This is a genomic window from Priestia sp. SRI_019 (assembly GCF_057586255.1).
On sequence record NZ_JBYCZN010000002.1, the window covers coordinates 1165560 to 1191109 of the forward strand.

The following is a 25550-nucleotide window of genomic DNA, read 5'->3' on the forward strand; positions in this document are numbered from 1 at the left end:
AGAAAGACAAATGTTTCTTTTGAAAGCGCTTAAAATTCAATGCTTATAGAATTCATAATAATCAACAACTAGGTAAATGTCCATACTAAAAAAACAAAAAATAAAAAATTTTCTGCATTGATAAAAATCCTTCTTATTATGAATGAGTTTGCGTGAACGTTATCAGACAATATCTTTTTTCTTTCTTTCTTTGATATTTTTTTAAAAGAAGAGACTGATATATAACGAAATCAATCCAATCAACAGCTAAAAGCAGCTAGATATGTGAAAGCTACATTCACCATACCTATAAAAAATCCGAACGAGTTTGATTCCTAATCAAACTCGTTCGGATTGTCCTTCAACTAAAATACTTGTGTTTCAGCCTCTTTCGTTACTTTTGCACAGATATATTTTTTATTTTTTCATGTCTTGTTTTTACTAGGAAGCATGAAACAGCAAAGCTTAGTAATGCAGCTAAAAATGTTCCACTGTAAATAATGTGAACACCTGATGCAAGAATTTCATGCAGTTTTGACAGTTCTTCTGCTGGTACTCCGCCTGTCTCAAACGAAGCATTTAAATTTTCTTGCCCTAATTTCTTTGCTTGTGAAAGTGTCACTAAGTTAAAGATTGTACCAAACACCGCAGAACCTAGCGTTTGACTAAATGTATTTGTAAACGTATTAAGAGCCACCGCTACTCCTCTTTTGCTAGCCGGGACCGCTGATTGAATAACCAGCATAAAAATAGGCGTAATAATACCCATTCCTAACCCAAGGACCCCAACGGCTACATAAATTAAAAATACGGGTGAGTGGGTGGAAACTAAAAACAGCATAAAACAAGCCGTACTTACAATGGCCGTGCCCAGCGTAAGGATGGAGTGCGTTTTAAGACGCCCTACTAAATTCCCTGAAAGCAGTGAACCAATCGTCCAGCATACTGGCATAGGCATTAATACAAAACCAGCAGCGGTTGCACTTTTCCCCAGCACTCCTTGACTCCAAATTGGAAGGTAGACCGTAATACTAATAACTACTGATCCGACAAGAAGTGTTAATAAGTTTATAACAGATACACTTCGAATGGAAAACAGTTCAAGCGGGATAAGAGGTTCGGGCGATTTCTTTTCTATATAAATAAAGCCAATGAATGTCAGAACAGCTAGAACAAATAACCCTATAATGGTCGGATCTCCCCAGTTTTGATGCTGACTTCCGGTTAAAAGCGCGTATAAAAACGCAATTGTTCCCACTGAAAACGTCACCGCTCCAATATAATCGATATAGCGTTTTTCTTTTACCACTTCTTCTTTATAGTTTACTAAAAGAACAAAAAAAGCCATTAGTCCAAACGGTATATTCAAAAAGAAAATATATCGCCAAGACAGCGTATCCACTAAGAATCCCCCAAGAAGAGGTCCGAGAACTCCCGCAACTCCCCAAACTGCGCTAATCCATCCTTGCGCTTTGGCTCTTTCTTTTGCTTCTTCATACAAGTCGCCAATAATAATCATTGTAAGCGGCATAACGACCCCGGCGCCCAGCCCTTGGATAGCTCTATAGACAATTAATTGCTGCATCGAAAAGCTAAGTCCGCAAAGTATCGATCCGATTAAGAAAATAATGATTCCAACAAGCATCACTTTTTTGCGGCCGAATAGATCCGCTAACTTTCCGTATATAGGTGTAGATACAGCAGTTGTCAGCATATAAATGGCATATACCCAGCTAACTAGCTCAATGCCCGACAAATCACTTGTAATTCTTGGAACAGCCGTACTGACAATGGTTCCTTCCATTGCAGCTAAAACAGTGACAAGCAGCAGCGCTGTCATGATTCGTTTCCTCATCTTTCTCTCTCCTTGTAACTGCGGGCATACCATGGTTTTTTTTATAGAAAATAAAAGCGGTTTCAATATATGGATACCCTTTTAGCCTTTATATGTATGTGATGCCCCGCGTATAGTTGCTGCCATATGCAGCCAAATAATTATTTTACTATAAATTTTTTCAAAGCGATAGATAATTTCAAAAATATGACTTTCCTTTCATTTATAGAAACATGCGTACATGATGTTTTATTTCCTTTTCAAATTACAAAAAAGCACCCCGTAACACCTGGTACGGGATGCTTTTACGTATTTTGTATGATTAACTTAGTCGGGGATCTTTTAATAAACGTTCCATTTCTTCCATATGATTTGTTTCATCTGCAATCATATCTTCAAGCTTTACAACAAGCTCTGTTAACCCTAACTCTTCTGCTTGTTTTTTACGCTCTTCGTAGCGCTGGATAGTTTCTTTTTCAGCCTTGCTCGCTTCTTTAAGCATTTCCGTCACGTTTGAAACGTGCTTCACCTCAGCCGGCTTTGTTGTTGGCTCACCGCCAAGGTTTTTAATTTTTTCCGATAAATAAAGGGCGTGTCCTTGCTCGTCAGGAATTTCTCCTTCAAAGAAAGGTTTTAAAATTTGATATTCTAGGCCAGTTACTGTAGACGCATAGTAAGTGTACTGAATAACCGCCGAATATTCACCCGCTAAATCGGTATTAAGTCCCTCTATTAGTTGTCTCATTTTCTCTTCCATTTGAATAAACACCCTTTCATTTGCTGTTAGTAGACATGTACCCTTTCTGCCTAGTACTAAACCACAATAAGGCGATATTCTGCTCCTTCTTTTTAAAAGTAGGGAAATTACTGAATGGAACGAAAATGTTTGATTTCTATATTTTTAAAGAGAGACGTTCCTCCTTGAGAGAAAAGCGTAATTCCTTGGTCGTTGTGACGCGGAAACACCTCGCTAGAATGCACGGTTTTCCCATCATCAACAAAGACTTCAATACTTGTTTTATCTACTAATATCTTCAAATGAACATTTTTCTTGCCTGCATCAAAGTAATCACGGCTTTCCACATACTCTTTGCTTTGATCAGGCTGATTGCTATAGCTTCTGTTCACATATGAGACGTTATCTTTTGCAAAAATACCCACATCAATGTGCCGCTTTTGATCGGCGGACTCTCGAAGTCGTAAGCCTACATTTTCTGCATCTGACCATGAAATATCTGTATCAAGCTGATAAGCTTCACCTTTTATCTTTAACTTTTTCTCTCCATTCACTTCTACTTGTTCAAGAGAGTTTGTTGAATCAGTTAGCTGATTTAATTCTTCGACAGGCTTTGATAACAGGCTGTACTGATTGTCGTCTTGTTTTGAAAGCATAATTTCACGGGTTACTGAATCGAAGCCGTTAAACCCTTCTTTCATCGTTGGCGTCTTATCTGGATAATCCCAGTTATTCATCCATGCAAAAGCGTAGCGTTTTTTTAAGGAACCTTTATTTTTACCGTCTTCAAACGTGACTGCTCCGTACCAATCGAAGCCATGATCGAGCCATTGCGGCTCGTCCAGATCGGGAGTGAATGTTGTTCCATCGTAAATTCCTGTCCAATAAGCATAGGTGTTTGGCTTTCCGCTTTCTTTTCCATTTGCACTTGTCCCGAGAACCCACTTAACTGTCCCGTCATCTGCCTTCATTTGAAAAAGGTCTGGACATTCGGTAATGCCAATATCTTTAGTTACAAATCCTCCCGTATACGTCCAATCCTTTAGATTAGAAGATTCATAAAATCCGATTTTTTCACCTTCTGACATGACGAGAACCCACTTTTCATGTTCATTATCCCATATGACTTTGGGATCTCTAAAATCTTTGGTGCCTGGATTAGGCATGATAGGATTTTTGCTATATGATTTAAAGGTTTTTCCTCTATCGGTACTATACCATAGATACTGTTCTTGCTTTTGTCCATCGGCAGAAGGCTGGGTCATAATCGCTACAATTGCGCCTTTACCAAACCCTGCTGTGTTCTCTTTATCTTCTACAACCGATCCGGACCATATATCGCCATTTTTATTTGTATACTTTGGAATAGCTACTCCTTCATCTTTCCAATGAACCAAATCTTTAGACGTTGCATGTCGCCATTCCGTCCCGTTCCCTTTAGGATAATCATGATTGTATAAGTAATAGTAATGATATTTCCCGTCAAAATAAATGGGCTTTTGAGGATCATTTTTCCATTTATCAGGCGTGCTGAAGTGATACACTGGGCGGTAAGTGGATTCACTTTTATTCTCTTTTTCTTTTCCATGGTCTTTTGTATCCTCTTTTTTGGATACGGCTGCTATAATGAGTCCGGCTATTACAACTAAAAGAACGGCAAGCGCTATCCATTTATAAGCACCTTTTTTCTTCAAACAAACCCCACCTTTCTCTTTTTTGTCTACATCGAATAAAACAAAAGAAAATGGTGATTACAATCACCATTTTCTTTTGTTGCTATTGCAAAGCGCTCAGTCTTCATCTACTGTTAACTGACCTTGCTCAAGAACACTATCTTTTACAACAGATGTTTTTGAACCGTTAATATTTACTAAGAAGCTTGGTGCAAATGTAGAGTGATTGTCTTCATAAAAGCCTCTATTTGTCATGTAGCTTGTAATAACGACATTATCGCCTTTTGTTTGAGGTACAGCAAAGTGAGAATACGTAAATGTTTTATCATTAGGATCTAAATCCATATGAAGAACTAATCCTGTATCATTTAAAGGCTTATATTTTCCTGTTAACGTATTTGAAACATAGCCTAGCATATACACATCATCTTGTCCGATTCCATCAATTGTCATTTTAGATCCGCGAGAATCGGTGAACAAATACCATTTTCCATCTTTTTTGAAGATGTTTGCACGTTCAATTTCGTCTGTAACTGTGTTTGATGTAATAAGCGGCTTCATTACTTTTTTGAGCGTATAGTCGTCATTTAACTCAATAATGCCTAAAGCCCCGTTTGCTAAAGAAGCTTTTTCTTTATTAGATCCTTCAAGAAGCTTTTTCTTTTCAGATTGGAAGAAAGGATTGTTTCCTCCATAGTATGCTCTGTTATATAAAGAGTCTTCGCCTTGATAGCCATCTTCTGTTCCAGTGTTCGCTTCGAAAACAAGGTACTTATGTCCGTTGTCTTCTATGTAGTGAGGATCTCTTAGCGTATGGTTATCTCCTGTGTCATACCCGCCTTCATCAATAAACTGCTGAACCGTTTGATAAATCTTTCCGTCGCCATCAAAGATTGACTTGTAATCTTCTACTCCGTCAACTTTTAACGTAGTATCGTCTGGCTGAGACATGTTCACTTGAGCTGTCGTTAACGTTTGTTTTCCGTATTGTTTACCTGAATAATCTGTGTAGAATAAACGAACTTTACCATCTTTTGTTAACGTGGCAGAACCAGACCATTCTTGTGTTTGATTTTTAAGATGCGGGTCATTCGGAACGAATTTATCGCTGTCTTTAAACACTCTTCCAGCGTTTTTCCAGCTGTCAATAGATTTGTCTCCAGCTTTTTTATAGAAAAGATAAACAGACGTGTCATTCGAATCTTTTGGGTCACCTGCTAGTGCAAACACAATTTGATATCCATGATAAGTCGCCACTGTTCCATCAGCATTTTGTAATGGCCAGCTGTCCCATACATCTAAGTCAATTGTATTTCCTGATGCATCTTTTCCTTTAGCAGAAGCAATGTTTTTAATAGTTGATTCATCAAAAGCAGGAACTTTAAACTGATCACTGTTTTGCTGCTGCGGAATTTTCACCATATTATCGCGAGTAATATGCGAAATGCCGTAGCTATTATTAAAGTCTTTACTGTCATTTCCTTTAGCAAATGTTTGATATCCTCCACCTACTAGTAGGGCTGCAGCCAATGTAGCTGCAGTTGTATGCTTAGCAACTCGTTTCATTTTCATATGTTTTCTCCTTTTGTGTTAGTAAAGAATATAAATTTATTAATTCAATTAGCTATCAAAAATCCGAAAACAGAACCGGTTCCGTTCAACCAAAAGATTACTTGGATAAATGACGAAAGTCAAACATGCCAAATGTAGCTATTTCTCATTTCTATCTTTTTCATTGAGCTGTAACTAGGACCAAAGTTTACTTGTAAGAGCCCTTTTTATGTAACCGTTTTCCTAACAAAAGTGTACGGCTTTTTTTACATTTCAAACCACGATTTCCAGACGTTTCGTTTTATACTTCTACATGATTAAACACTTTATCTTTCCAGCATTGAAAACGCTATTCCGTTTTTTATACTTTCCGACCATTTTGTTTTCATTAATCTCTTAAAAAATCAGTACCTTTTTTTTATTAGCCGGACATGAAAACGTTCTATTCTTTTTCCTTTCTGAAGATTAGGCTGATAATAATAAAGGTCTAAAGTATGTTTTCAGAAAAAAATATTCCTTCTTTTTACCTACTCATTTTTATCTTTTTTAATGCATTGTACGCCCTCTCTTTTGTAAAAAGAGAGGGCGTACAATGTATTTTTTAACTATTAAGAGTCTAAGCCAGTTGCTTTTCCTTCACGGCTGGAATCAGCTGCTCCAAATAAACGGCCGTTTTCTTTATCGATTTGAATCCCTTGAACATTTCCGATTGGGAATGGCTCATCTCCAAAATTAAATCCCATGGCTTCTAGCTCTCCTTTGGCATTCATATCCACTCCGGCTTCCCAACCGATAAGTGATCCTGTACTATTGAAAATTCTTGGTTCTTCAATCGCTTCTTTTATATCCATTCCATAGTCTAAGACATTCATAAGTGTTTGAAACACAGACCCTACAATCGTTGGTCCGCCTGGAGATCCTAAAGTGAGTACAGGTTCGCTATCTTTAAAAACGATGGTTGGACTTTTACAGCTAACCGGACGCTTTCCTGCATCCGCTTGATTTAACCCTCCAGGAATAGCATCAAAATCAGTAAGCTCGTTGTTGAGTAAAAACCCATGGTCTTTAACCATAATTCCTGTACCAAAAGGATGTTCCACAGTTGATGTACAAGCGACAATGTTACCCCAGCGGTCAACTACGGTGAAGTGAGTTGTTTCACTAAGCTCACGTTCAGGTTCATAAGGCTGACGCACCACGTTCACTTTTTGGCCTTTCTCATAATCCCACGGGTTGCCAAAATCAACTTTCTCATTTTTATGTTTCCAATTAATTAATTTTTGACGTTCCTTTATATATTCGTCATTTAAAAGCCCTTTTAGTGGAATGTCACTGTAGGCTGGATCTCCAGAGAATGCAATTTTATCTGAAAATGCAATGCGCATAGCCTCTGCAAACAAATAATACTTTTCCCAAGATTTCACGTCGTATTGAGACACATCAAAGTCCTCTAATAGCTTTAAGATTTGCAGCACGGTGGTTCCTCCTGCACTAGGCATGTTGGAAGAAGCAATTCGGTATCCTTTATAATCTCCCCACACGGGCTCATCGATCTTAATCTGGTATTCTTTCAAATCCGACAGTTCCATAAAACCGCCGTGCTCTTTGATCGTTGAAATAACGGCTTCTGCAATTTCACCTTCATAAAAAGCCTCGATACCTTTTTCTTGAAGAATACGAAATGTTTTAGCAAGATCTTTTTTATTAATCATATCTCCTTCTTGCATAGGCTTGCCGTTTGGGGAATATAGCTGCTTAGCATGTTCTCCTAGTCGGTAAGCGTATGTTTTTAAAATATCTCCAAGAACCCAGTTTGTTTCTACACCTGCTTCTGCTGCTTTGGCAGCCGGTTCAATCAATTCAGCAAGGGGTTTTGTTCCATACTCTTTACGAGCTGCTTCCATCGCCTTTAAAATCCCTGGAATTCCAATTGCCGTTGCATGAGTAGAACGCTTTCTAAACGGAATAACTTCTTTATTTTCATCAAGAAACATTTCAGGATAAGCTGCTTTAGGAGCCTGAGAATGCCCGTCAAAAATTTTAGTTGTTTTGCTTTCATTGTGATACACCATAAAAAAGCCGCTGCCTCCAATACCGGTCATCATCGGTTCTCCGACGTTGAGCCCAAACTGAACGGCAATTGCTGCATCAATTGCGTTGCCTCCAGCTCTTAGCACTTGTTCTCCGGCGTCTGTTGCAATTGGATGAGCACTGGCTACCATTCCTGTTTTTCCAACCGCTGTTTCTCTTCTATATGAACTCTTTCCTGAACGAGATAAGCTTTTTCCATTAATCATCTTTTACGACCTCCTAGTTACTTACTTTATCTGGGATATTGTTAAAATACCCTATTGCTTTTGGGATAAAACTGTTTAAATATGTATTGATTACCTTAGTAATTACGTTCATAGACCGATATCCCTAGAGTTATTTTTAAGCTCTCAAAAGCCATAAAATAAAAAACACCAGCCTTTTTATTCAAAGGAAAGGACTGGTGTTTTTTTGTTTCTTTTATTATATATTTTACACTTGTAACGAAGCTGCTTCATTACTTACGTTCAGCAAGTCATAAAGCTCTTGAAGTCTTCCTATTTCGTAGGTTGACACCCACTTTGTATCGTTCTTTTTTGCCTGAGGGTTAAACCAGCACGTATCAATACCGGCTAGCTGTCCGCCTTGAATATCTGCACTCAAAGAATCTCCGACAATTAATGTTTTATGTACGGACAGCTCTTCTATATGTGAAAAAACATAATCAAAATATTCCTTCATAGGTTTTTGAAAACCTGTATCTTCTGAAACAAATACTTCTTTAAAATAAGGATATAGACCTGAGTCTTGAAGGCGCTTATACTGTGTAGCCGAGACTCCGTTTGTAACAACGTACAAATCATAGTACCTGCTCAGATTTTTAATTACCTCAATTGCTCCGTCAATTAGCTGATGGCCATTGTTCAAATACGTTCGGTACTCTGCTTCAAGTAGCTTTCCGTCTTTTTCTATTCCATATTCTTTACATAGAGTAGAAAAGCGAGTATTTACAACTTGCTCACGGCTTATTTTATTCTCTTCAAAAGCTGTCCATAACCCCTGGTTAATTAAACTATAACGTTTTTTGCTTTCCTCAGTCAGCGGAATATCGTGGTTAGCATAAAGAAGCTGTAAAGCCTGCTCTTCGGCTGCATTAAAATCTAAAAGCGTATTATCAATGTCAAATAGCAGCGTTCGGTATGTTTTCATTCTTCTCTCTCCCCTTCAACTAATCTATTACTTTTTCTACTCGTATATATTGTCGTTTGCTAGACAGCTCAGTTTTTCCTTATCTTTGAGAATAATGGAGCCTTTCTTTTTTTCAATAACTCCTTGCGCTACAAATTTCTGAAGAACACGATTTAAATGCCGGTAAGTCGTTCCGATTAAATTAGCTATATCTTTTAAGCTTTCTGTTTTTTGATTCATAACCAAATGCGATTCTTCACAAAAAATAGAGAGCAAGTAACTAGCCAGCCGTACTTCCACTGGGTACATTAAATTAAAGCTTAGCGAGTTCGATTTTGCGCAAAACTTTTTTGTGAGCATTTCCAGTAAAAACGTCAGCAGCTGTGGATCATTGCTCGCATGCTGTTTTAATCGTTTGTATGGTATGCCGATAACAACTAAAGGTGAAACGGCTTCAAGCGTATTCATAATCTCAACATCTTGTACATACTCAATATCGCCTATTACTTCAAGGGGCTGTTTAAAGGAAAGAACAAGCGTCTTGCCTTCGGGCGATATGGTATAAACTTTAACCTTGCCTTTCATCAATATGTACAAACAGTGAGACGCATCTCCTTGAGAACAAAGACGTTCCCCTGCCTCGACATCATACAGTGACAAATGCGGTAGTAACTCTTTTTTGAAAACCGACTCTAATTTATAAGTATTTATATACTCCATCAGCTGTTTCTCACTCGTAATTTCCCTCATGTTTTCCTCTCCATCATAACGGTTTCTTTTATTAAACAATAACACTTCCTAAAATAAAAAGGACATATGTCTCAAATAAAGTTTTAATTTTTACGTTATGTTCATAGATCACTTTCAAGAGAAATATATACACAAAAAAGACTCTAGCTTGTTCGCTTAGAGTCTTTTTGTTAAGCGCTCTTGTTCTTTCTGGCGTATCCAACGTAAATAAAGACGCCAATCAGCATCCAGCCGATTGAATACATCCACGTTTTCATTGATAAGTTGAACATGAGAAAGATACAGCAAAGAATAGCAATAATCGGAATAAATGGTACAAAAGGTACTTTGAAACTGCGTTTTAAATTAGGCTGACTTTTTCGCAGAGCCAAAATCGAAAATGAAACGGCAGCAAACGTGACAATCGCCAGCATATTCGCTAAATCTGCCAGCTGTTTTAAATCAACAAAACCAGCTACGATCGCGCCTAACGCCCCGACAAGCCATGTGGATATGACAGGTTCACTGTTTTTTCGGTTTACTTTCGCAAAAAGAGACGGCAATAATCCATCATGGCTCATTGACATCAGTATGCGAGGCACGACAAACAAATAAGCAAATACGACGGCCATAATACCAATAACCGCTCCTATAGATACAATGAGCGCTGCCCATTCTTGTCCTACGCTATTGAGCGCATATGACAATGCATCGCCTACGTTTAGCTCTTTATAAGAAACCATTCCTGTTAATACTAATGCAATTACTACGTAAATGACTGCACAAACACTCAGTGCAATCAAAATACCTAGCGGCAAGTTTCTTTGCGGATTTTTCACTTCTTCTGCCGAAGTAGAAATGGCATCAAATCCGTTATAAGCAAAAAAGACGGAAGCTGCGCCTGCAAAGATTCCTTTCACACCAAAAGGGGTAAATGGATGCCAGTTATTTGTATGAATAAAAAAGACGCCGACAGCTACAAATAAAAGAACAATACCTATCTTGATTAAAACCATTAAGTTATTTATTTTTTTACTTTCTTTTACCCCTCTTGTTAATAAAAACGACATGCACAGCACAATAAATACCGCGGGAAGGTTGATAACACCTCCATCGCTTGGTATAGCCGTGAACGATTCAGGAAGTCTAATACCAAATTCAGTAAGCACATTATTCACATAAGATGACCATCCGCCCGCTACGGAAGCTAAAGATACCGTATAGCATCCTACGATGGACCACCCTATCAAATGCGCTGCAAATTTTCCTAATGAAACATATATGTATGTATATGCGCCTCCCGAACTTGGAACAGCTGAACCAAATTCTGCATAACACAGTGCAACAAGAATACAGGCTACTGCAGAAATAACAAAGGAAATGGAGACCGAGGGCCCTGCATCCCTGGCGGCAACTAGCCCTGCTATAACCAGAACTCCTGTCCCAATAGTTGCTCCTACTCCCATCAAAATAACATCAAATAACCCCAGTGTCTTAGTTGATTCTTTTGCTGCATTTTCCTCTAACAGCTTGTTAACATCTTTTTTTACAAACAGATTACTCATGATGACTAACCTCTCTTCATCTCATTACGAATGACTACTTTTTAGTGGTAGATCTTTCTATATATGTAACAGTGAATTATTTTACTACATTTAATTTTCTGTGTAAAATAATTTAGTTTTTGAACTTTTTAATGATTAAAATAAATTTACTAGTGATGTTTTTTATAACACCATTATGATGTACCCGAACAGACTAAAAATATGTGTTAACAACTTTCTCAAATTTGGCTTCATTCACGATTGCTTTTGTACTATACTAAAGAAAAACTTCATAGGAGCAACGTAAAAGATGAACTTATTTTATTTTCTAAAGGGGTTAGTGATCGGTTTTTCCGTTGCTGCTCCCGTCGGTCCCATTGGGATTTTATGTATCAACCGCACGTTATCTAAAGGGCGATTACACGGATTTGTATCCGGGCTGGGAGCAGCTACAGCAGATGCTCTTTATGGATGTATCGCTGCGTTTGGCCTAACGTTCATTACAACCTTTTTACTAACCCAAAAGATTTGGCTTCAGCTGATTGGGGGATTATTTTTATGTTATTTAGGTGTACAAACTTTTTGTTCTCGACCTGCAGAGCACGCTGCCGCTGCTAAAGGAGAAGGTTTACTTCGTTCTTATACATCCGTTCTTTTTTTAACGGTTACGAATCCAATGACGATCTTATTTTTTATTGGCGTATTTTCTGGTGTAGGCATTAGTAAATCAGCATTTGATGCTGCTTCTGCTTTGACAATGGTTGCAGGCGTATTTTTAGGATCGGCCTGCTGGTGGCTTTCGCTCAGTTTTGCTATTAGTCTTGCCCGGTCGAAGTTTACGAATAACAGCTTGATCTGGATAAATCGTATTTCGGGAGCGGTAGTACTGACTTTCGGGATATTTGCGTTATACAAGTTGCTATAAAAAGTTATTTGTCTCCTTTTCTGGGGACAAGTGACTTTTTAAATAGAAAAGAATAATCTTAAAAAATACCCTAAACGCTGTGTTTTCTGTATAATAGATAAATAGAAAAACAGAAAAAGTATAAAAAATGCTTGAAAACTACATACTCAATCATTAGTCTTCAAACATAATAAGGGGAAATAGAGCATGACCATTCTTCTAGTAGATGACAATCAAGTCAATCTATTTGTGATTGAAAAAATTTTAAAAGGCGCTGGCTACGATAACTGTGTGTCTCTTACGTCTGCCCATGCCCTTTTTGACTATCTTAACCTGGACGATGAGAACTCAAAAACGAATTCGGTCGATTTGATTTTACTTGATATTATGATGCCCGAAATTGATGGAATCGAAGCCTGCAGGCGAATTCAACAGGTAGAACGCTTAAAACATATTCCAATTATCTTTGTCACAGCCCTAGAAGACAGCAGCAAATTAGTAGAAGCTCTAGACGCCGGCGGAACAGATTACGTTACAAAGCCGATCAATAAAGTGGAACTGCTGGCTCGTATGCGGGTAGCCTTACGTCTTAAAGCAGAAATTGACTGGCACACGGAACATGAAAAGAAAATTCAAACTGAGTTAGATTTAGCTACGCACGTACAGCAAAACTTACTCAGTCCCCCTTTACGAGAGAAAGATATTCAAATGGAAGTTTCATATTATCCTTCTTTTAAATTAGCGGGTGATATGTACTATTGGCACAAAATTGACGAGCACCGGTACGGAATTATCCTTTTTGATATGATGGGGCACGGCATCTCTGCCTCGCTTGTTTGTATGTTTATTTCGTCTGTGCTCAGAGAAGCTATCAAGTCTCTCGTAGACCCTGAGCAGGTTATTACAGAGTTGAATCGCTACATGGAATTATTGCACAGCGAAAAAGATGAAATCCCTTACTATTTCACTGCTATTTATTTAGTGATTGATACGAAAGCTAAGACAGTAGAATATGTGAATGCGGGGCATCCAGAAGGTTATATGTTAGTGGATGAACATACGCTTGTTCCTCTTCAACGAGGAAGCTGCCCTGTAGGTTTTTTTGAAGAAATGGACGTTCAGAAATCTGTTGTCAGCTTTGAAAACGATGTGCAAATTTTGCTATTTACAGACGGAGCTCTTGAATCAATGGGCCCTTGCGAAAATGAATCTGCTCTTCGTCTTCAAAAGCTTACTGAACAAAAATGGACAAATCCGCAGACATTTATGAATGAAATTTTTTCAGAAGAACAAAAGTTAAATCAGCCTGATGACATGTGCGTGCTTATGATTCAAGCCCAAGCACAATAAAAAAAGACCTCACAAATGAGGTCTTTTTTTATTGCTTTTGATAAATGCGCTCGTTCCCTGCAAACTCGATATAAGAAGCTGCTCCTTCAGCAAAGCGAAGCGTTTCTTTATCACCAAGCCCAAGAAATCCTTTTGCACACAGGCTTTCTGAAAATAAATTATACACTTGATTTTGCAGCTGAGCTGTAAAATAAATAAGGACGTTTCGGCAAATGATGACGTGAAATTCATTAAATGACTGATCCGTGACTAAATTATGCTGAGCAAAGATAATATTTTTTAACAGCGACGGATGAAAATATGCATAGTGATGATCCGTCTGATAATATTCCGAGAAGGCGTTCTTTCCACCGGCTTGAATATAATTTTTTGTATATGACTTCATTTTACGTAAAGAAAAGGCACCTTGTTTTGCTTTTTCTAATACATCTTCGTTCATATCGGTTGCGTAGATGACCGTTTTATCCATTAACCCTTCTTCTTCTAAAAGAATCGCCATAGAAAATACCTCTTCGCCCGTTGCGCAGCCAGCGTGCCAAATGCGAATTTCTGGATAATCCTTTAATACCGGAATCACTTTTGTGCGAAATGCTTTAAAAAAGCTGGGATCGCGAAACATCTCTGTTACATTTATCGAAAAATCATTTAAAAGCTGATTCATAAATTCTTCTTCATGAATTGCTTTTTCTAACAATCGAGATACGGTTGGAATACGTTCAATTTTCATTCGATTATAGACCCGGCGACAGATAGAAGATTTAGCGTACTGTCTAAAATCGAATCCTGTTAATCGATAAATAGCCGTCAGCAGTAAATCAATCTCCAAATCTGTTTTTTTATTCATAACTAAGTCTTCACTTAAATCTAGGTGCTTCATATCCATTTATGTTTCATACCCCGCTTAATTTACTAGCCATACACGCATAACGGAGAACAGCTGATTCAAATCTAAAGGTTTGCTGATATAATCTGATGCTCCAGCTTCCAAGCATTTTTCACGATCATTTTTCATCGCTTTAGCGGTTAATGCAATAATAGGCAAATCAACAAGCTTTAGCTCTCCTCTAATTTTCTGCATCGCTTCATATCCGTCCATTTGCGGCATCATAATATCCATTAAAATGAGATCAAATGGTTCACTATTCTTCATCATTTCAAGACACTCTATTCCGTTATGAGCTGTCATAATGGTCATACCTTGTTTAGCTAGCGCAGTTTTTAAGGCAAAGATGTTGCGCTGGTCATCATCTACGATGAGCACTCGCTTATCCTGAAATACATTTTCATCATCTTGTAATGAAGGTTCAACTGGTTGTACAGGATAATGAATTTCAGTTATTTCTGCTTCAGGTTTAGGTTCTTCTACAGCTTCTTCTACAGATACTGCTACTTCTTCATATGCAAAATTTACTTTTTCATAGTCAACAAGACCGTTAGAGAGACTAGGAAGATAGAGTGTAAACGTACTTCCTTTTCCTACTTCACTGCTTAGGGAAATCCAGCCGCCCAATAATTTTGCAAACTCACTGCAAATAGATAAGCCAAGTCCCGTTCCTCCGTACTTGCGAACCGTAGCTCCATCGGCCTGCTGAAACGCTTCAAAGATAAGCTGATGCTTTTCTTTTGGTATACCAATCCCTGTATCAGCTACAGCTATTTCTAGCCAGCAATCCGTATCGACTGTACGCATAGCTGTTGTAAGACGATGGTCAGCTACTCGTTGAATAGATACTGTGACAGATCCCGATTCCGTAAATTTAAATGCATTTGATAAAAGATTTTTCACAATTTGCTGGAATCTCTTTTCATCTGTGTGAATGATGTCCGGTACATCTTGTGCTTTATTAATTTTTAATTGCACTTCTTTCTGTTCAGCAACGTGGCTGAAATTACGTTCAATTTGATCTGGAAGCTCACTCATATTCATCTCAGCAAGCAAGACATCTAGTTTTCCAGACTCTACTTTTGATAAATCCAAGATGTCGTTGATTAATGCCAACAAGTCTTTTCCTGAAGAATGGATAATACGAGCATATTCTTCTTCATCTTCAGATAGCGTTTTAGCCGCGTTTTCCTCAAGCATTTCAGACAGAATAAGAATGCTGTTAAGCGGTGTTCGAAGCTCGTGCGACATATTAGCAAGGAATTCAGATTTGTATTGAGAATTCAATTCCAGCTGATGCGCTTTTTCTTCTAAATCTTCTTTTGCAGCCTCTAATTCAAACGATTTTTCTTCTGCATCTTTTGTTCTTTCTTCTAGCTGTTCATTAATCATACGCAGCTCTTCAGACTGCATTTGCAGCTCTTCTGATTGTGTTTGAAGTTCTTCAGACTGAGCCTGGAGCTCTTCTGTCATCGCCTGAGATTCTTTTAATAGACGGGCAATTTCCATTCGTCTGATTACACCATTGATAGTGAGACCAAACGTTTCAATCACTTGACTAATAAGTTCTTGCTCTAAAACTGTAAATTCGTGCAGCGATGCCAGCTCGATAACTGCAATTACTTCATCTTCAAATAAGACGGGCACAATAAAAATACTCTTAGGTTTTACGTCTCCTAATCCTGAAGCAATGAGCTGGTACGTGTCAGGTACATCGTTTATGACAAGGGTTCTTTTTTCTAAAGCAGCTTGTCCAATAAGCCCTTGGCCTATCAAAAAGCTCTCTCTTCCCGCGTCGCCTTTTCTATCTGCAAAAGCAGCTTGTTTGACGAATAGATCTCCTTTATCATTTTCCTCTCGAACATAAAATGCTCCGAAAGAAGCTCCTGTCATTTCTGAAACCGTAAAGAGAAATTTTTCCGCAAGCTTGTCTACAGATGCTATACCTTGGTACATCGTTACAGCATGAGCAATGTTCGTTTGAAGCCAGTTTCGCTCTTCAATATTTTCTAACAACGCGTTCGTAGCTATCCCTAAATCTTTAATTTCATCATTAGATCGAACTTTAATTCTTCCTTTTAACTCGCCTTTTGAAGCCGTAATTCGTTTGATCGTTTGCGTAACTTCTTTAATCGTATTCACAATGGAATTGGACAAAACAATAGCGATAGCAAGTGAAACAAGCGTAACAAATAACAGCAAACCGTAAAGTCCAATTTTAATTTTTTGATTTTTCTCGTCTAACTCTGTTGCTCTTGTTTCAGTCGATTTTTTCTCTACATTTCTAAAAGAAGTAAACTGGCTGCGTATATCATCCATATACTGGCGCCCAGGATCTTTCTCAAAAAACTGCTGAAGCTCTTTTGTATTATTTTCTTTTTTAAATGCAATGGTCGGTTCACCAGCAGCTTCAATCCAGTCTTGAATGCTTCCTTTAATCTTCTCCAGTTTCTCCTGCTGATTTGGATTATTATTTAGAAGCTGATACAGCGCATTATAATCTTTTTCCCAACTTGATGCTGCACTGTTATAAGGCTCTAAGTAACTCGCTTCTCCTGTAATAATATAGCCCCTTTGTCCGGTTTCCATATCGAGCAGGTGTTTTTCAATTCGATTGGTCAGATCATGCACTTCAATATCATGATCAATGATAAAATTTCGTTCTTTTTGCAAAGATGAAATTTGACTGTTTAAAACAATAAATGCAATAAATAAACAGACAATAACAATTAAATATCCAATAATAATTTTGGATTTGATGCCAAACCTCGTTTTCTTTTCCATAATGTTCCTACTTTCATTCTAGATATTCTTCTAGAAGCATTCGAAAAACATGTTTATTTTTGCTGCTGTACCATTTTACGTTTGGTACACACTCTCCACTCCATTTTCCTTTGTTTGATAGGACTTCTCTCTTTTTCCTCTCAAGTTAACATTCCTATTATACACTCTATTTTTGCACAGAAAAATATTTATTGTGCAAGAGGTGAAGATTAATTTTCCAATTAGAAATTGTCGTTTTAAAAAGCCATATAAAAATAAGCTCATACCTTTAAAGGCATGAGCTTATCTCCTAATATATTTGTACACAATAAGGTAATGAAAAGTAATTTATGTTTTGGGGAATCACATAAATTATGACAACATAGGTATGCATAAATACTTACATGCGAGACGTAAAGCATTCATTAGTTAAATTGTACTTGGATAGTAGATAGCAATGCCACTTTTTTTAATTTAAATATGATTTTTAAATTTACATATCAGGTTAAAAAACTTTCATTTATTGAGATTTTACCGACCTTAATCCCTTAGAAAAACTGCAGATAAAAAGTTCTCTCACAAAAAAACCGTCTCTAAGTCAATAGTTTCACATAGTGGTAATTTTACAAATATCCTAGATTATTTCTAATCTCGTAAAAAAACAGATTCTTTTTTAGAATCTGTTTTTTATCAGTGTTTCACATCTCTTCAATTCACTTAATCTATCTCACTTTAAAAACTTAGGCCTTCGTATCTTCTTTATTTAATATCAGCCATTTGATTTTTCGATCTCGCTCTTTTCTTTCTTGTTCATCAACCAAATCATATTTCTTCAGCAAATGAAACATCTCGTTTAATGTTGTTTGCGAAGGGTTTCGTACGAGAAACTCATGAAATAACGAGCGAATATCTTCTGGCAGCCATTGTGACTGCGAGTTAAACTTTTGCTGTACATCTTCTACCGAGTGGCCTAAATTACATTTACCCATACCTTTTCCTCCCTTTTTATGTAACTGTTTTGCATTTTTTAGTCTTCTTTGCGTTTAAACGTACTTGGCATAACAACTGCCACAACTTCTCCGGTCGCAACAATGATGTCACTCGCGTATACTTCTGTTTTAACTCTCCATTTCTTCGGGTGAATTTCTTCAACCGTTCCTATTGCTTTTAATACTTCACCCTGTGGCGTTGGTTTTTTAAAATCTACATGGAGAGAACCGGTAACAAACCGAGGCGGCTCTGCTGAATCTCCTATTTCGTAGCCATTTTTACGATATAGAGCAAGAGATGCAGAGCCTGTTCCATGGCAATCAATCAGTGATGCAAGAAGTCCGCCATAGACAAATCCTGGTATGGCTGTATGTTCAGCCTTAGGTGTATAAAGGGTAATGGTTTTTTCTCCTAGCCATCCTGTCCGAAAATGATAGCCGTCCTGATTTAATCGGCCGCAGCCATAACACCATGCAAAATCATCCGGATATTCGTCTTGAATCGCTTTCACTACTTTTCCCATGGTTCACCACTCCTTTTTTCGGAATATTTTAACACATTTTCTCCTACAATCGTTAGAACTAAACGGACTATTTTCAGTCTTACATAATGAAAAATCATAGAAGAAAAGCCTCACTTAAAAAATAAGTGAGGCTTTATAGTTAAAATTCTTCATAAGCAGCGGGGTCTTGATTATTAAGCCTTCCATCCTCGCGGTTCAATTCTGAAATCATATTCATCTCAGTTTCATCTAAAGAAAATGAAAAAATGGATATGTTCTCAAGCTGCCGCTTGCGAGATGACGATTTTGGAATTGAAATCGCCCCTAGCTGATAATGCCATCGCAAAATTACTTGTGAAACTGTCTTATTATGATGGTCGGCAATTTGTTTAATTGTTTCATTTTCTAAAACAGCACTTGCACGCCCTAGTGGACTCCAAGATTCAATTTGAATGTTTTTCTCCTGATACCAATTTCGATATTGATGTTGATTAAAAAAAGGATGCAGTTCTATTTGATTGATACTTGGTAAAATGCCGGTCTCTTTTTCCAAGCGCTCAATATGCTCAGGAAGAAAATTACAAACACCAATTGAACGGATTAAGCCCCAGCGCTTCGCATCAATCAATGCTTGCCAAGCTTCTACATAATGATCTTGTTTAGGATTAGGCCAATGAATAAGATACAAATCGTAATAGTCTAAATTCGCGCGATATAAAGATTCTTGGATAGTAGGAATTGCTTTGTCATACGTATGGTATCGCCCTGGGAGTTTAGACGTAACAAATAGTTCTTGTCTAGAAACCGGTGTTCTTCGAAGAGCTTGACCCACGGTGCCTTCATTTTCGTAATTATAAGCCGTATCAATTAGACGATACCCTACATCAATCGCACTCATTATAGCGTTGACTCCTTCATTTCCGTTAAGCTTATATGTACCAAAACCTATAGCAGGCAAGGTTACCCCGTCATTAAGGGTTATTTCAGGAATTACTTTACTCATTATTATCCACTCCTTTCGATCATGCCTTAAGGTTAGCATATATTATCCAATACTTGAATAAATTTGCACCTTCCCTTTTTTAAAAAGAGCAGTGCTTTCAACAAGTCAAAAAAGTGATTACGGAGAAACCTCCGTTTTAAACTCATTAACTTCGCACTTTTCTGTTTCTTTCTTGTTTTTAGTTAACGTAAAGAAAGCTACAAAACCTAAAAGTGCCGTACTAAATAAAATGGCAGCCATCGGAATCGCTGTTGTTTCGTTAATACCTACTAAAGGAGAAACAATTGATCCTAAAGTTAGTGGAAGCATCCCTAATACGGCACTCGCACTTCCCGCTCTATGTCCTTGATTTTTCATTGCCAATGTCACCGAGCCTGTGATCGTCATTCCTATAGAGATCATGTAAATAAAAATGGGAATTACAAGCGTAGCAAGCGGCCCTTTAAGCATGGTCATGATAAGAAGTACGCTAGTAGCACTTACAGCCGTAATCACGGCAATGCGAAGCAGGCTTCTTTCATGAAGAATTCCGCTAAAGCGCCCAATAATAAAGCTTCCAGTCACAATGGCCAAGCCGTTAATGCCAAACAAAATGCTAAAAACTTGCGGAGAAACATGGTAGATCCCTTGATAGACAAATGGAGTGCCTGATACATAAGCAAAGCTTCCTCCGTGGACCAGTCCGACAATTAAGGCATACCCAATAAAAGAACGGTCTTGTAATAAACTGCCCATCGTGCGAATGGAATGACCAATTGAACTTGGCGTTCTATTTTCAATTGGCAAAGTTTCTTTTAAACGCATTGAAATTGTTAAAACAATTAAAAGGCCTATTAAGCTTAAAAACAAGAAAATAGTATGCCAGCTTGCAAAAGGAAGAAGTAAAATAGCACCTCCGGCCATTGGTGCTATCATTGGTGCAAAGGCATTAATAACCATTAACAGAGCAAAAAACTTCGTAAGCTCTCTTCCACTAAAAACGTCTCTGACAATCGCGCGAGAAAGAACAACTCCTGCCGAAGCGGTAAACCCTTGTAAAAAGCGTGCGATGACTAAAGCTGTAATAGTAGGAGCCAAAGCACAGAGCAATGACGATATCATAAATAAAGAGATGGAAATGAGTAAAGGTCGTTTTCGTCCCTTCGCATCACTGATTGGACCGATCACGATTTGACCAATGGCAAGGCCTAGTAAACACGATGTTAAACTAAGCTGTACAAGTGAAGCTCGCGCATCTAAATGATCAGCAATAGCAGGGAAACTTGGCAAATACATATCGATATTAAGCGGACCTAATATCGCAAGCGTGCTGAGGAGAAACGCCAATCCTAGACGTTTTTTTCCAGTTGGATTATGAAGCATAATAGCAGAGCACCTTCCTTACCTAAATATTGTATTTTTACAGATAACACTTAGTCTATTGAAAGGCATCTCTTCTGTCTAGGACATTTGTCTAAAGATGTAGGTAAAGTTCCACTCGCAAAAAAAGATCTATGAGTGATGACATGCAGTTGATATTCAAAAAACAACGCTTGAAATATCCTTAAGATACTTCAAGCGTTGTTTGAGCGTTTGTTATATACTATCTAATGCCTGCTGTAAATCTCTCATAATATCTTCCCATGCTTCCAGCCCAACTGATAAGCGAAGGAGTTCATTTGAGATTCCCATTTCTTTTCGAGCTTCTTCCGGCACGACTGCGTGCGTCATCGAGGCAGGATGCTGAATAAGTGTTTCAGCATCTCCAAGACTCACCGCAATGGAAATGAGCTTAAGCTGATTAACCACTTTTACGGTTTCTTCATAACCGCCTTCCACTTCAAAAGAGAGAAGCCCCCCTCCCTTTTTCATTTGCTTTTGCATGAGAGAATAAGCAGTGCTCTTTTTATCACCTGGATAATAAACGGCTTTCACCTTGGGGTGGAGACTTAATTGTTTTGCGATGTGTTCAGCATTTTCACAGTGACGATCCATCCGAACGGCCAGTGTTTTTAACCCGCGAAGTAACAGCCACGCATCAAACGGGGAAAGAATGCCTCCGATATCTTTTTGCGTCGTTTTGCGCAGTACGGAAATAACCTCTTTGTTCCCTACTACAATTCCTGCAACAACATCTCCGTGTCCACTAATAAATTTTGTTGCGCTATGAATGACTAAGTCGCATCCAAGCTTCAGCGGCTGCTGCAAATAAGGAGTTGAAAAGGTATTGTCTACTACCACAGGAATTCCTTTTTGTTTGGCGATAGAAGCAACTAACTCTAAATCTACTAAAGTCATAGTCGGGTTAATCGGTGTTTCAATATAAATACATGCTGTATCTTTTCTGATAGCAGCAAGAATTTCTTCTTCAGTTTCCAAGTTGGAGAAAGAATGATGGATTTGATATTTTTCCTCAAGCATTTCTAAGAGACCAAACGTGCATCCATACACTCCTTTAGAACACAAAATATGATCGCCTGCTTTTGTAAGTCCAATCAATACAGCCGATACTGCAGCCATTCCCGATCCAAATGCCAAAGCTGCTTCTCCTTCTTCAAGCTGTGCCATACGCTCTTCTAAAATGGTGACCGTTGGATTCGATAACCGGGAATATACATAACCATCTTCTGCTCCGCTAAATCGGTTTGCACCTTGTTCTAGAGATGAGAATGTAAATGTAGACGTTTGATAAATAGGCGGAGCTAAGCTATCAAAATGATGTTTTGATTCATACCCTGCGTGAATGGCTTTTGTTTCAAACTGATATTTCTCTTTTTCGTTCATACGGCTTCCCCCTTATGCACACAAGCACTATGTCATTTTTTTAAAAATGTAAGCGTTTTCTTTTATTATATTTCTCTTTTCTTTTTTCGTTCCCTGCCTACTTGCTTAGATAATTCCATCCTAGAAAAAGAAGCGACATGCACCCTGCACCTCGCTTTACTTTATCATTTGTTTAATTAGTGCTGAATTACGTTTTTTGAATACTTCATTATGAGAAGAAACCATAGCCGCCTTAGCAGCGGAGGGCTGAACGAATTTTTTTGCTTTGTTTACGGCATTAGCAGCGTCTTGAAAAGCACCTGTAATCAAATGGACTTTTCCTTCGTGCATGAGAATATCTCCCGCTGCATACACGCCTTCTACAGACGTTTCGCTTGCTGCATTACCTGCAATGTAATAGTCATCAATAGTTTTGATATGTAGTTCACTGCCCTTTAACAGCTCTGTGTCTCTTTCATAGCCGTGATTAATAATAACTTCGTCAATCGGCAAGTAAGCAATTTCACCGGTTTGATGATTAGTCAGTTCAACTTTTTCTATAAATTCATGCGTAGCATCAGCCACTAATTTTGTAATAGATGTATTAAGCAGACACTGCGCTGAACTGTTCGTTAATTGCCTCACTTGTGCTTCATGACCATTTAGTTCGCTGTTTCGGTACGTAATATACACTTTTTTAGCAACGGGCTCTAGCTCATTTGCCCAATCAATGGCTGAATTGCCTCCGCCGGAAACAATCACCGTTTTATTTTTAAAATGCTGCAGAGATTTAACTGTATAGTTTAAGTTTGTTACTTCAAATCGTTCTGCTCCTTCAATTTTGAGCTTTTGCGGGTTTAAAATACCTCCTCCGACAGCAAGGATAATAGTTTTAGAGTAATGATGTTCACCTGAAGAACTCGTTAGCTGGAAAATACCATCTTCTAAGCGAGAAATTAATTCAATCTTCTCATTTAAAACAACAGTTGGATCAAACGTCAGCCCTTGTTCAACAAGCTGTTCAATAAGCTTTGCACCAGCCACAGGAGTTTGTCCGCCCACATCCCAAATCATTTTTTCAGGATAAACGTGAAGCTTCCCGCCTAGCTTTGGCTGGTATTCAATCAGCTTTGTTTTCATTTCTCTTAGTCCACTGTAAAAGGCCGAGTAAAGGCCAGCCGGTCCCCCGCCGATAATTGTCACATCAAAAAGTTCATGTTGTGTCATGCACGTTCACTCCTTATAATCAACCGTTATTGATTATCATTCTCATTTAAATATACATCTTCTTCAACGTTTTGACAATAAAAATAACTATTGACATACGAAAACGTTCGAATTATAGTATGTAAAGAAAACGATATTGATAATCATTATCATATATTTGTTGTATTAAACATAAACGGAGGTTCAGATATGGTTCGCCTATATACAGAAGAATTACATATTAGTTATGGTGAACGTCTAATAGTAAAAGATTTAAGCGTTAACATTCCAGACAAAAAGATTACAACGATTATTGGTTCCAACGGATGCGGCAAATCAACGCTTTTAAAAGCCATTACCCGCATTATTTCTCATCAATCTGGTTCCGTTATTTTAGATGGGGAAAACATTTCAAAAGAACATACAAAATCACTCGCTAAAAAAATGGCCATTCTCCCTCAAACACCGGAAAGTGCGAGTGGGTTGACTGTTGGCGAGCTCGTGTCTTATGGGCGCTTTCCCTATCAAAAAGGGTTTGGGCGTCTATCAAAAGAAGACTATCAAACGATTGACTGGGCGCTTGAAGTCACCGGCATAAAAGACTACAAGTTTCGTCTCGTTGACTCTCTTTCAGGCGGTCAGCGTCAGCGAGTGTGGATTGCAATGGCTTTAGCTCAAGAAACCGATATTATATTCCTCGACGAGCCAACTACCTACTTAGATATGGCCCATCAGTTAGAAGTTCTTGAGCTGCTTCAAAAACTAAACAAAGAGCAAGAACGTACAGTTGTAATGGTTCTTCATGATTTGAACCAAGCCGCTCGCTTCGCTGATTATGTTATCGCTTTGAAAGATGGCGAAATTGTCAAAGCCGGAAATTGCGAAGAAGTGATCACACATGACGTTCTAAAAAAAGTGTTTCATATCGATGCTGAAATTGGACGAGATCCGAGAACAAATAAACCGATGTGTATCACGTATAATTTATTAAGAGGAGATAACTAAATGAAAAAACTACTACTTCCCTTCATGCTCATATTCGTACTACTTATCAGTGCCTGCGGCAACGGTTCAACTGAAAGCAAAAACGATTCTAGTAAAAGAAACAGCGAATCCAAGACGATTACATATCAATCTGAAGACGGCCCTGTAAAAGTTCCGGCTAATCCGAAACGTGTTGTTGTATTAGGTTCCTATGCAGGTAACGTACTTTCTTTAGGTGTTAACATTGTCGGAGTGGACTCATGGTCTAAAATGAATCCCCGCTTTGAAAAAAAATTAAAAGGCGTTGAAGAAGTATCAGACGAAAATTTAGAAAAGATCATTGAATTAAAGCCTGACTTAATTATTGGCTTATCCAATACAAAAAACATTGATAAATTGAAAAAAATTGCCCCTACTGTGACGTATACATACAATAAAGTAGATTACCTTACTCAGCATGTAGAAATCGGAAAGCTATTAAATAAAGAAAAAGAAGCACAATCATGGGTAGACGACTTTAAAAAGCGTGCGGCAAAAGCTGGATCTGACATCAAAGCTAAAATTGGCGAAGATACCACGGTTTCGGTTATTGAGAACTTTGACAAGCAGCTTTATGTGTTTGGCGATAACTGGGGACGCGGAACTGAAATTCTTTATCAAGAAATGAAATTAAAGATGCCGGAGAAAGTAAAGGAAATGGCTTTGAAAGATGGGTACTATGCGATTTCACCGGAGGTTCTTCCTGAATATGCCGGAGATTATTTAATCTTTAGCAAAAACCAAGATGGAGATACATCATTTGAGAAAACAAATACGTACAAAAATATTCCTGCTGTAAAGAATAATCACGTATTTGAAGCGAATGCAAAAGAATTTTATTTTAATGATCCAATCACATTAGATTATCAATTAGATTTCTTTACTCAAAAATTTCTTGGTAAGTAATTCATTCAAGAGG

General features: G+C 38.0%; 20 protein-coding genes. 4 read left to right on the forward strand and 16 right to left on the reverse strand.

Features of this window, described 5'->3' with window-relative positions; translation table 11 throughout:
* Window positions 1–373 precede the first annotated feature (373 nt).
* The 8 genes from AC2YJL_RS16195 to AC2YJL_RS16230 form a co-directional block, all read right to left on the reverse strand.
* Complete coding sequence (locus AC2YJL_RS16195; protein WP_060747529.1) at window positions 374–1834, reverse strand: MDR family MFS transporter; 1461 nt, start codon at window positions 1832–1834, stop codon at window positions 374–376.
* 301 nt (window positions 1835–2135) lie between these two features.
* Window positions 2136–2570 carry a ferritin-like domain-containing protein gene (locus AC2YJL_RS16200; RefSeq protein WP_013056263.1) on the reverse strand — a complete coding sequence of 145 codons (435 nt, stop codon included), beginning with the start codon at window positions 2568–2570 and terminating at the stop codon, window positions 2136–2138.
* Window positions 2571–2677: 107 nt separating this feature from the next.
* Complete coding sequence (locus AC2YJL_RS16205) at window positions 2678–4243, reverse strand: glycoside hydrolase family 32 protein (protein ID WP_285852694.1); 1566 nt, start codon at window positions 4241–4243, stop codon at window positions 2678–2680.
* A gap of 96 nt (window positions 4244–4339) precedes the next feature.
* A complete protein-coding gene (locus AC2YJL_RS16210) occupies window positions 4340–5794 on the reverse strand; it encodes a glycoside hydrolase family 68 protein (RefSeq protein WP_195694893.1) in 1455 nt (484 codons plus the stop codon).
* Between the two features lie 587 nt (window positions 5795–6381).
* Window positions 6382–8070 carry a gamma-glutamyltransferase gene (ggt, locus tag AC2YJL_RS16215; RefSeq protein WP_230932147.1) on the reverse strand — a complete coding sequence of 563 codons (1689 nt, stop codon included), beginning with the start codon at window positions 8068–8070 and terminating at the stop codon, window positions 6382–6384.
* Window positions 8071–8296: 226 nt separating this feature from the next.
* Window positions 8297–9013 (reverse strand): YjjG family noncanonical pyrimidine nucleotidase, encoded by a 717-nt coding sequence (locus AC2YJL_RS16220; RefSeq protein ID WP_195694895.1) that lies wholly within the window; start codon window positions 9011–9013, stop codon window positions 8297–8299.
* A 36-nt stretch (window positions 9014–9049) separates the two neighbouring features.
* Window positions 9050–9742: a Crp/Fnr family transcriptional regulator gene (locus AC2YJL_RS16225; RefSeq protein ID WP_487374813.1), complete on the reverse strand. Its 693-nt coding sequence runs from the start codon at window positions 9740–9742 to the stop codon at window positions 9050–9052.
* Window positions 9743–9912: 170 nt separating this feature from the next.
* Window positions 9913–11286, reverse strand: a complete 1374-nt coding sequence (locus AC2YJL_RS16230; protein WP_407819052.1) for an amino acid permease — start codon at window positions 11284–11286, stop codon at window positions 9913–9915.
* Window positions 11287–11575: 289 nt separating this feature from the next.
* Between AC2YJL_RS16230 and AC2YJL_RS16235 the strand changes: the two genes are divergently transcribed.
* Both AC2YJL_RS16235 and AC2YJL_RS16240 read left to right on the forward strand, forming a co-directional pair.
* Window positions 11576–12190 (forward strand): LysE family translocator, encoded by a 615-nt coding sequence (locus AC2YJL_RS16235; protein ID WP_230932145.1) that lies wholly within the window; start codon window positions 11576–11578, stop codon window positions 12188–12190.
* A 186-nt stretch (window positions 12191–12376) separates the two neighbouring features.
* Entirely contained in the window at window positions 12377–13519 is a 1143-nt protein-coding gene (locus AC2YJL_RS16240; RefSeq protein WP_195694898.1) for a SpoIIE family protein phosphatase, read from the forward strand.
* Window positions 13520–13547: 28 nt separating this feature from the next.
* Here AC2YJL_RS16240 and AC2YJL_RS16245 read toward each other — a convergent pair whose 3' ends face one another.
* The 8 genes from AC2YJL_RS16245 to AC2YJL_RS16280 form a co-directional block, all read right to left on the reverse strand.
* Window positions 13548–14402, reverse strand: a complete 855-nt coding sequence (locus tag AC2YJL_RS16245) for a CheR family methyltransferase (RefSeq protein ID WP_013056253.1) — start codon at window positions 14400–14402, stop codon at window positions 13548–13550.
* Between the two features lie 18 nt (window positions 14403–14420).
* Complete coding sequence (locus AC2YJL_RS16250) at window positions 14421–17186, reverse strand: CHASE3 domain-containing protein (protein ID WP_195694899.1); 2766 nt, start codon at window positions 17184–17186, stop codon at window positions 14421–14423.
* Window positions 17187–17905: 719 nt separating this feature from the next.
* Entirely contained in the window at window positions 17906–18154 is a 249-nt protein-coding gene (locus tag AC2YJL_RS16255) for a hypothetical protein (protein WP_369360842.1), read from the reverse strand.
* A gap of 38 nt (window positions 18155–18192) precedes the next feature.
* Window positions 18193–18678: a PaaI family thioesterase gene (locus tag AC2YJL_RS16260; RefSeq protein ID WP_230932139.1), complete on the reverse strand. Its 486-nt coding sequence runs from the start codon at window positions 18676–18678 to the stop codon at window positions 18193–18195.
* 139 nt (window positions 18679–18817) lie between these two features.
* Complete coding sequence (locus tag AC2YJL_RS16265) at window positions 18818–19660, reverse strand: aldo/keto reductase (RefSeq protein WP_369360844.1); 843 nt, start codon at window positions 19658–19660, stop codon at window positions 18818–18820.
* A gap of 117 nt (window positions 19661–19777) precedes the next feature.
* Entirely contained in the window at window positions 19778–21022 is a 1245-nt protein-coding gene (locus tag AC2YJL_RS16270) for a Bcr/CflA family efflux MFS transporter (RefSeq protein WP_230932137.1), read from the reverse strand.
* 213 nt (window positions 21023–21235) lie between these two features.
* On the reverse strand, window positions 21236–22423 hold the full coding sequence (gene megL / locus AC2YJL_RS16275; protein ID WP_230932136.1) for a methionine gamma-lyase: 1188 nt from the start codon (window positions 22421–22423) through the stop codon (window positions 21236–21238).
* Window positions 22424–22579: 156 nt separating this feature from the next.
* Window positions 22580–23629, reverse strand: coding sequence for an NAD(P)/FAD-dependent oxidoreductase (locus tag AC2YJL_RS16280; RefSeq protein WP_230932135.1), 1050 nt, complete (start codon window positions 23627–23629; stop codon window positions 22580–22582).
* Window positions 23630–23818: 189 nt separating this feature from the next.
* Between AC2YJL_RS16280 and AC2YJL_RS16285 the strand changes: the two genes are divergently transcribed.
* Window positions 23819–24613: an ABC transporter ATP-binding protein gene (locus AC2YJL_RS16285; RefSeq protein WP_230932134.1), complete on the forward strand. Its 795-nt coding sequence runs from the start codon at window positions 23819–23821 to the stop codon at window positions 24611–24613.
* Window positions 24614–25537, forward strand: coding sequence for an iron-hydroxamate ABC transporter substrate-binding protein (locus tag AC2YJL_RS16290; RefSeq protein ID WP_230932133.1), 924 nt, complete (start codon window positions 24614–24616; stop codon window positions 25535–25537).
* The last annotated feature ends 13 nt before the right edge of the window (window positions 25538–25550 follow it).

Coding starts and splice junctions, on each gene's coding strand:
- AC2YJL_RS16195 (WP_060747529.1), bottom strand. CDS start 1,834: ATGAGGAAACGAATCATGACAGCGCTGCTGCTTGTCACTGTTTTAGCT.
- AC2YJL_RS16200 (WP_013056263.1), bottom strand. CDS start 2,570: ATGGAAGAGAAAATGAGACAACTAATAGAGGGACTTAATACCGATTTA.
- AC2YJL_RS16210 (WP_195694893.1), bottom strand. CDS start 5,794: ATGAAAATGAAACGAGTTGCTAAGCATACAACTGCAGCTACATTGGCT.
- ggt (WP_230932147.1), bottom strand. CDS start 8,070: ATGATTAATGGAAAAAGCTTATCTCGTTCAGGAAAGAGTTCATATAGA.
- AC2YJL_RS16220 (WP_195694895.1), bottom strand. CDS start 9,013: ATGAAAACATACCGAACGCTGCTATTTGACATTGATAATACGCTTTTA.
- AC2YJL_RS16225 (WP_487374813.1), bottom strand. CDS start 9,742: ATGAGGGAAATTACGAGTGAGAAACAGCTGATGGAGTATATAAATACT.
- AC2YJL_RS16230 (WP_407819052.1), bottom strand. CDS start 11,286: ATGAGTAATCTGTTTGTAAAAAAAGATGTTAACAAGCTGTTAGAGGAA.
- AC2YJL_RS16235 (WP_230932145.1), top strand. CDS start 11,576: ATGAACTTATTTTATTTTCTAAAGGGGTTAGTGATCGGTTTTTCCGTT.
- AC2YJL_RS16240 (WP_195694898.1), top strand. CDS start 12,377: ATGACCATTCTTCTAGTAGATGACAATCAAGTCAATCTATTTGTGATT.
- AC2YJL_RS16245 (WP_013056253.1), bottom strand. CDS start 14,402: ATGGATATGAAGCACCTAGATTTAAGTGAAGACTTAGTTATGAATAAA.
- AC2YJL_RS16250 (WP_195694899.1), bottom strand. CDS start 17,186: ATGGAAAAGAAAACGAGGTTTGGCATCAAATCCAAAATTATTATTGGA.
- AC2YJL_RS16255 (WP_369360842.1), bottom strand. CDS start 18,154: ATGGGTAAATGTAATTTAGGCCACTCGGTAGAAGATGTACAGCAAAAG.
- AC2YJL_RS16260 (WP_230932139.1), bottom strand. CDS start 18,678: ATGGGAAAAGTAGTGAAAGCGATTCAAGACGAATATCCGGATGATTTT.
- AC2YJL_RS16265 (WP_369360844.1), bottom strand. CDS start 19,660: ATGAGTAAAGTAATTCCTGAAATAACCCTTAATGACGGGGTAACCTTG.
- AC2YJL_RS16270 (WP_230932137.1), bottom strand. CDS start 21,022: ATGCTTCATAATCCAACTGGAAAAAAACGTCTAGGATTGGCGTTTCTC.
- megL (WP_230932136.1), bottom strand. CDS start 22,423: ATGAACGAAAAAGAGAAATATCAGTTTGAAACAAAAGCCATTCACGCA.
- AC2YJL_RS16280 (WP_230932135.1), bottom strand. CDS start 23,629: ATGACACAACATGAACTTTTTGATGTGACAATTATCGGCGGGGGACCG.
- AC2YJL_RS16285 (WP_230932134.1), top strand. CDS start 23,819: ATGGTTCGCCTATATACAGAAGAATTACATATTAGTTATGGTGAACGT.
- AC2YJL_RS16290 (WP_230932133.1), top strand. CDS start 24,614: ATGAAAAAACTACTACTTCCCTTCATGCTCATATTCGTACTACTTATC.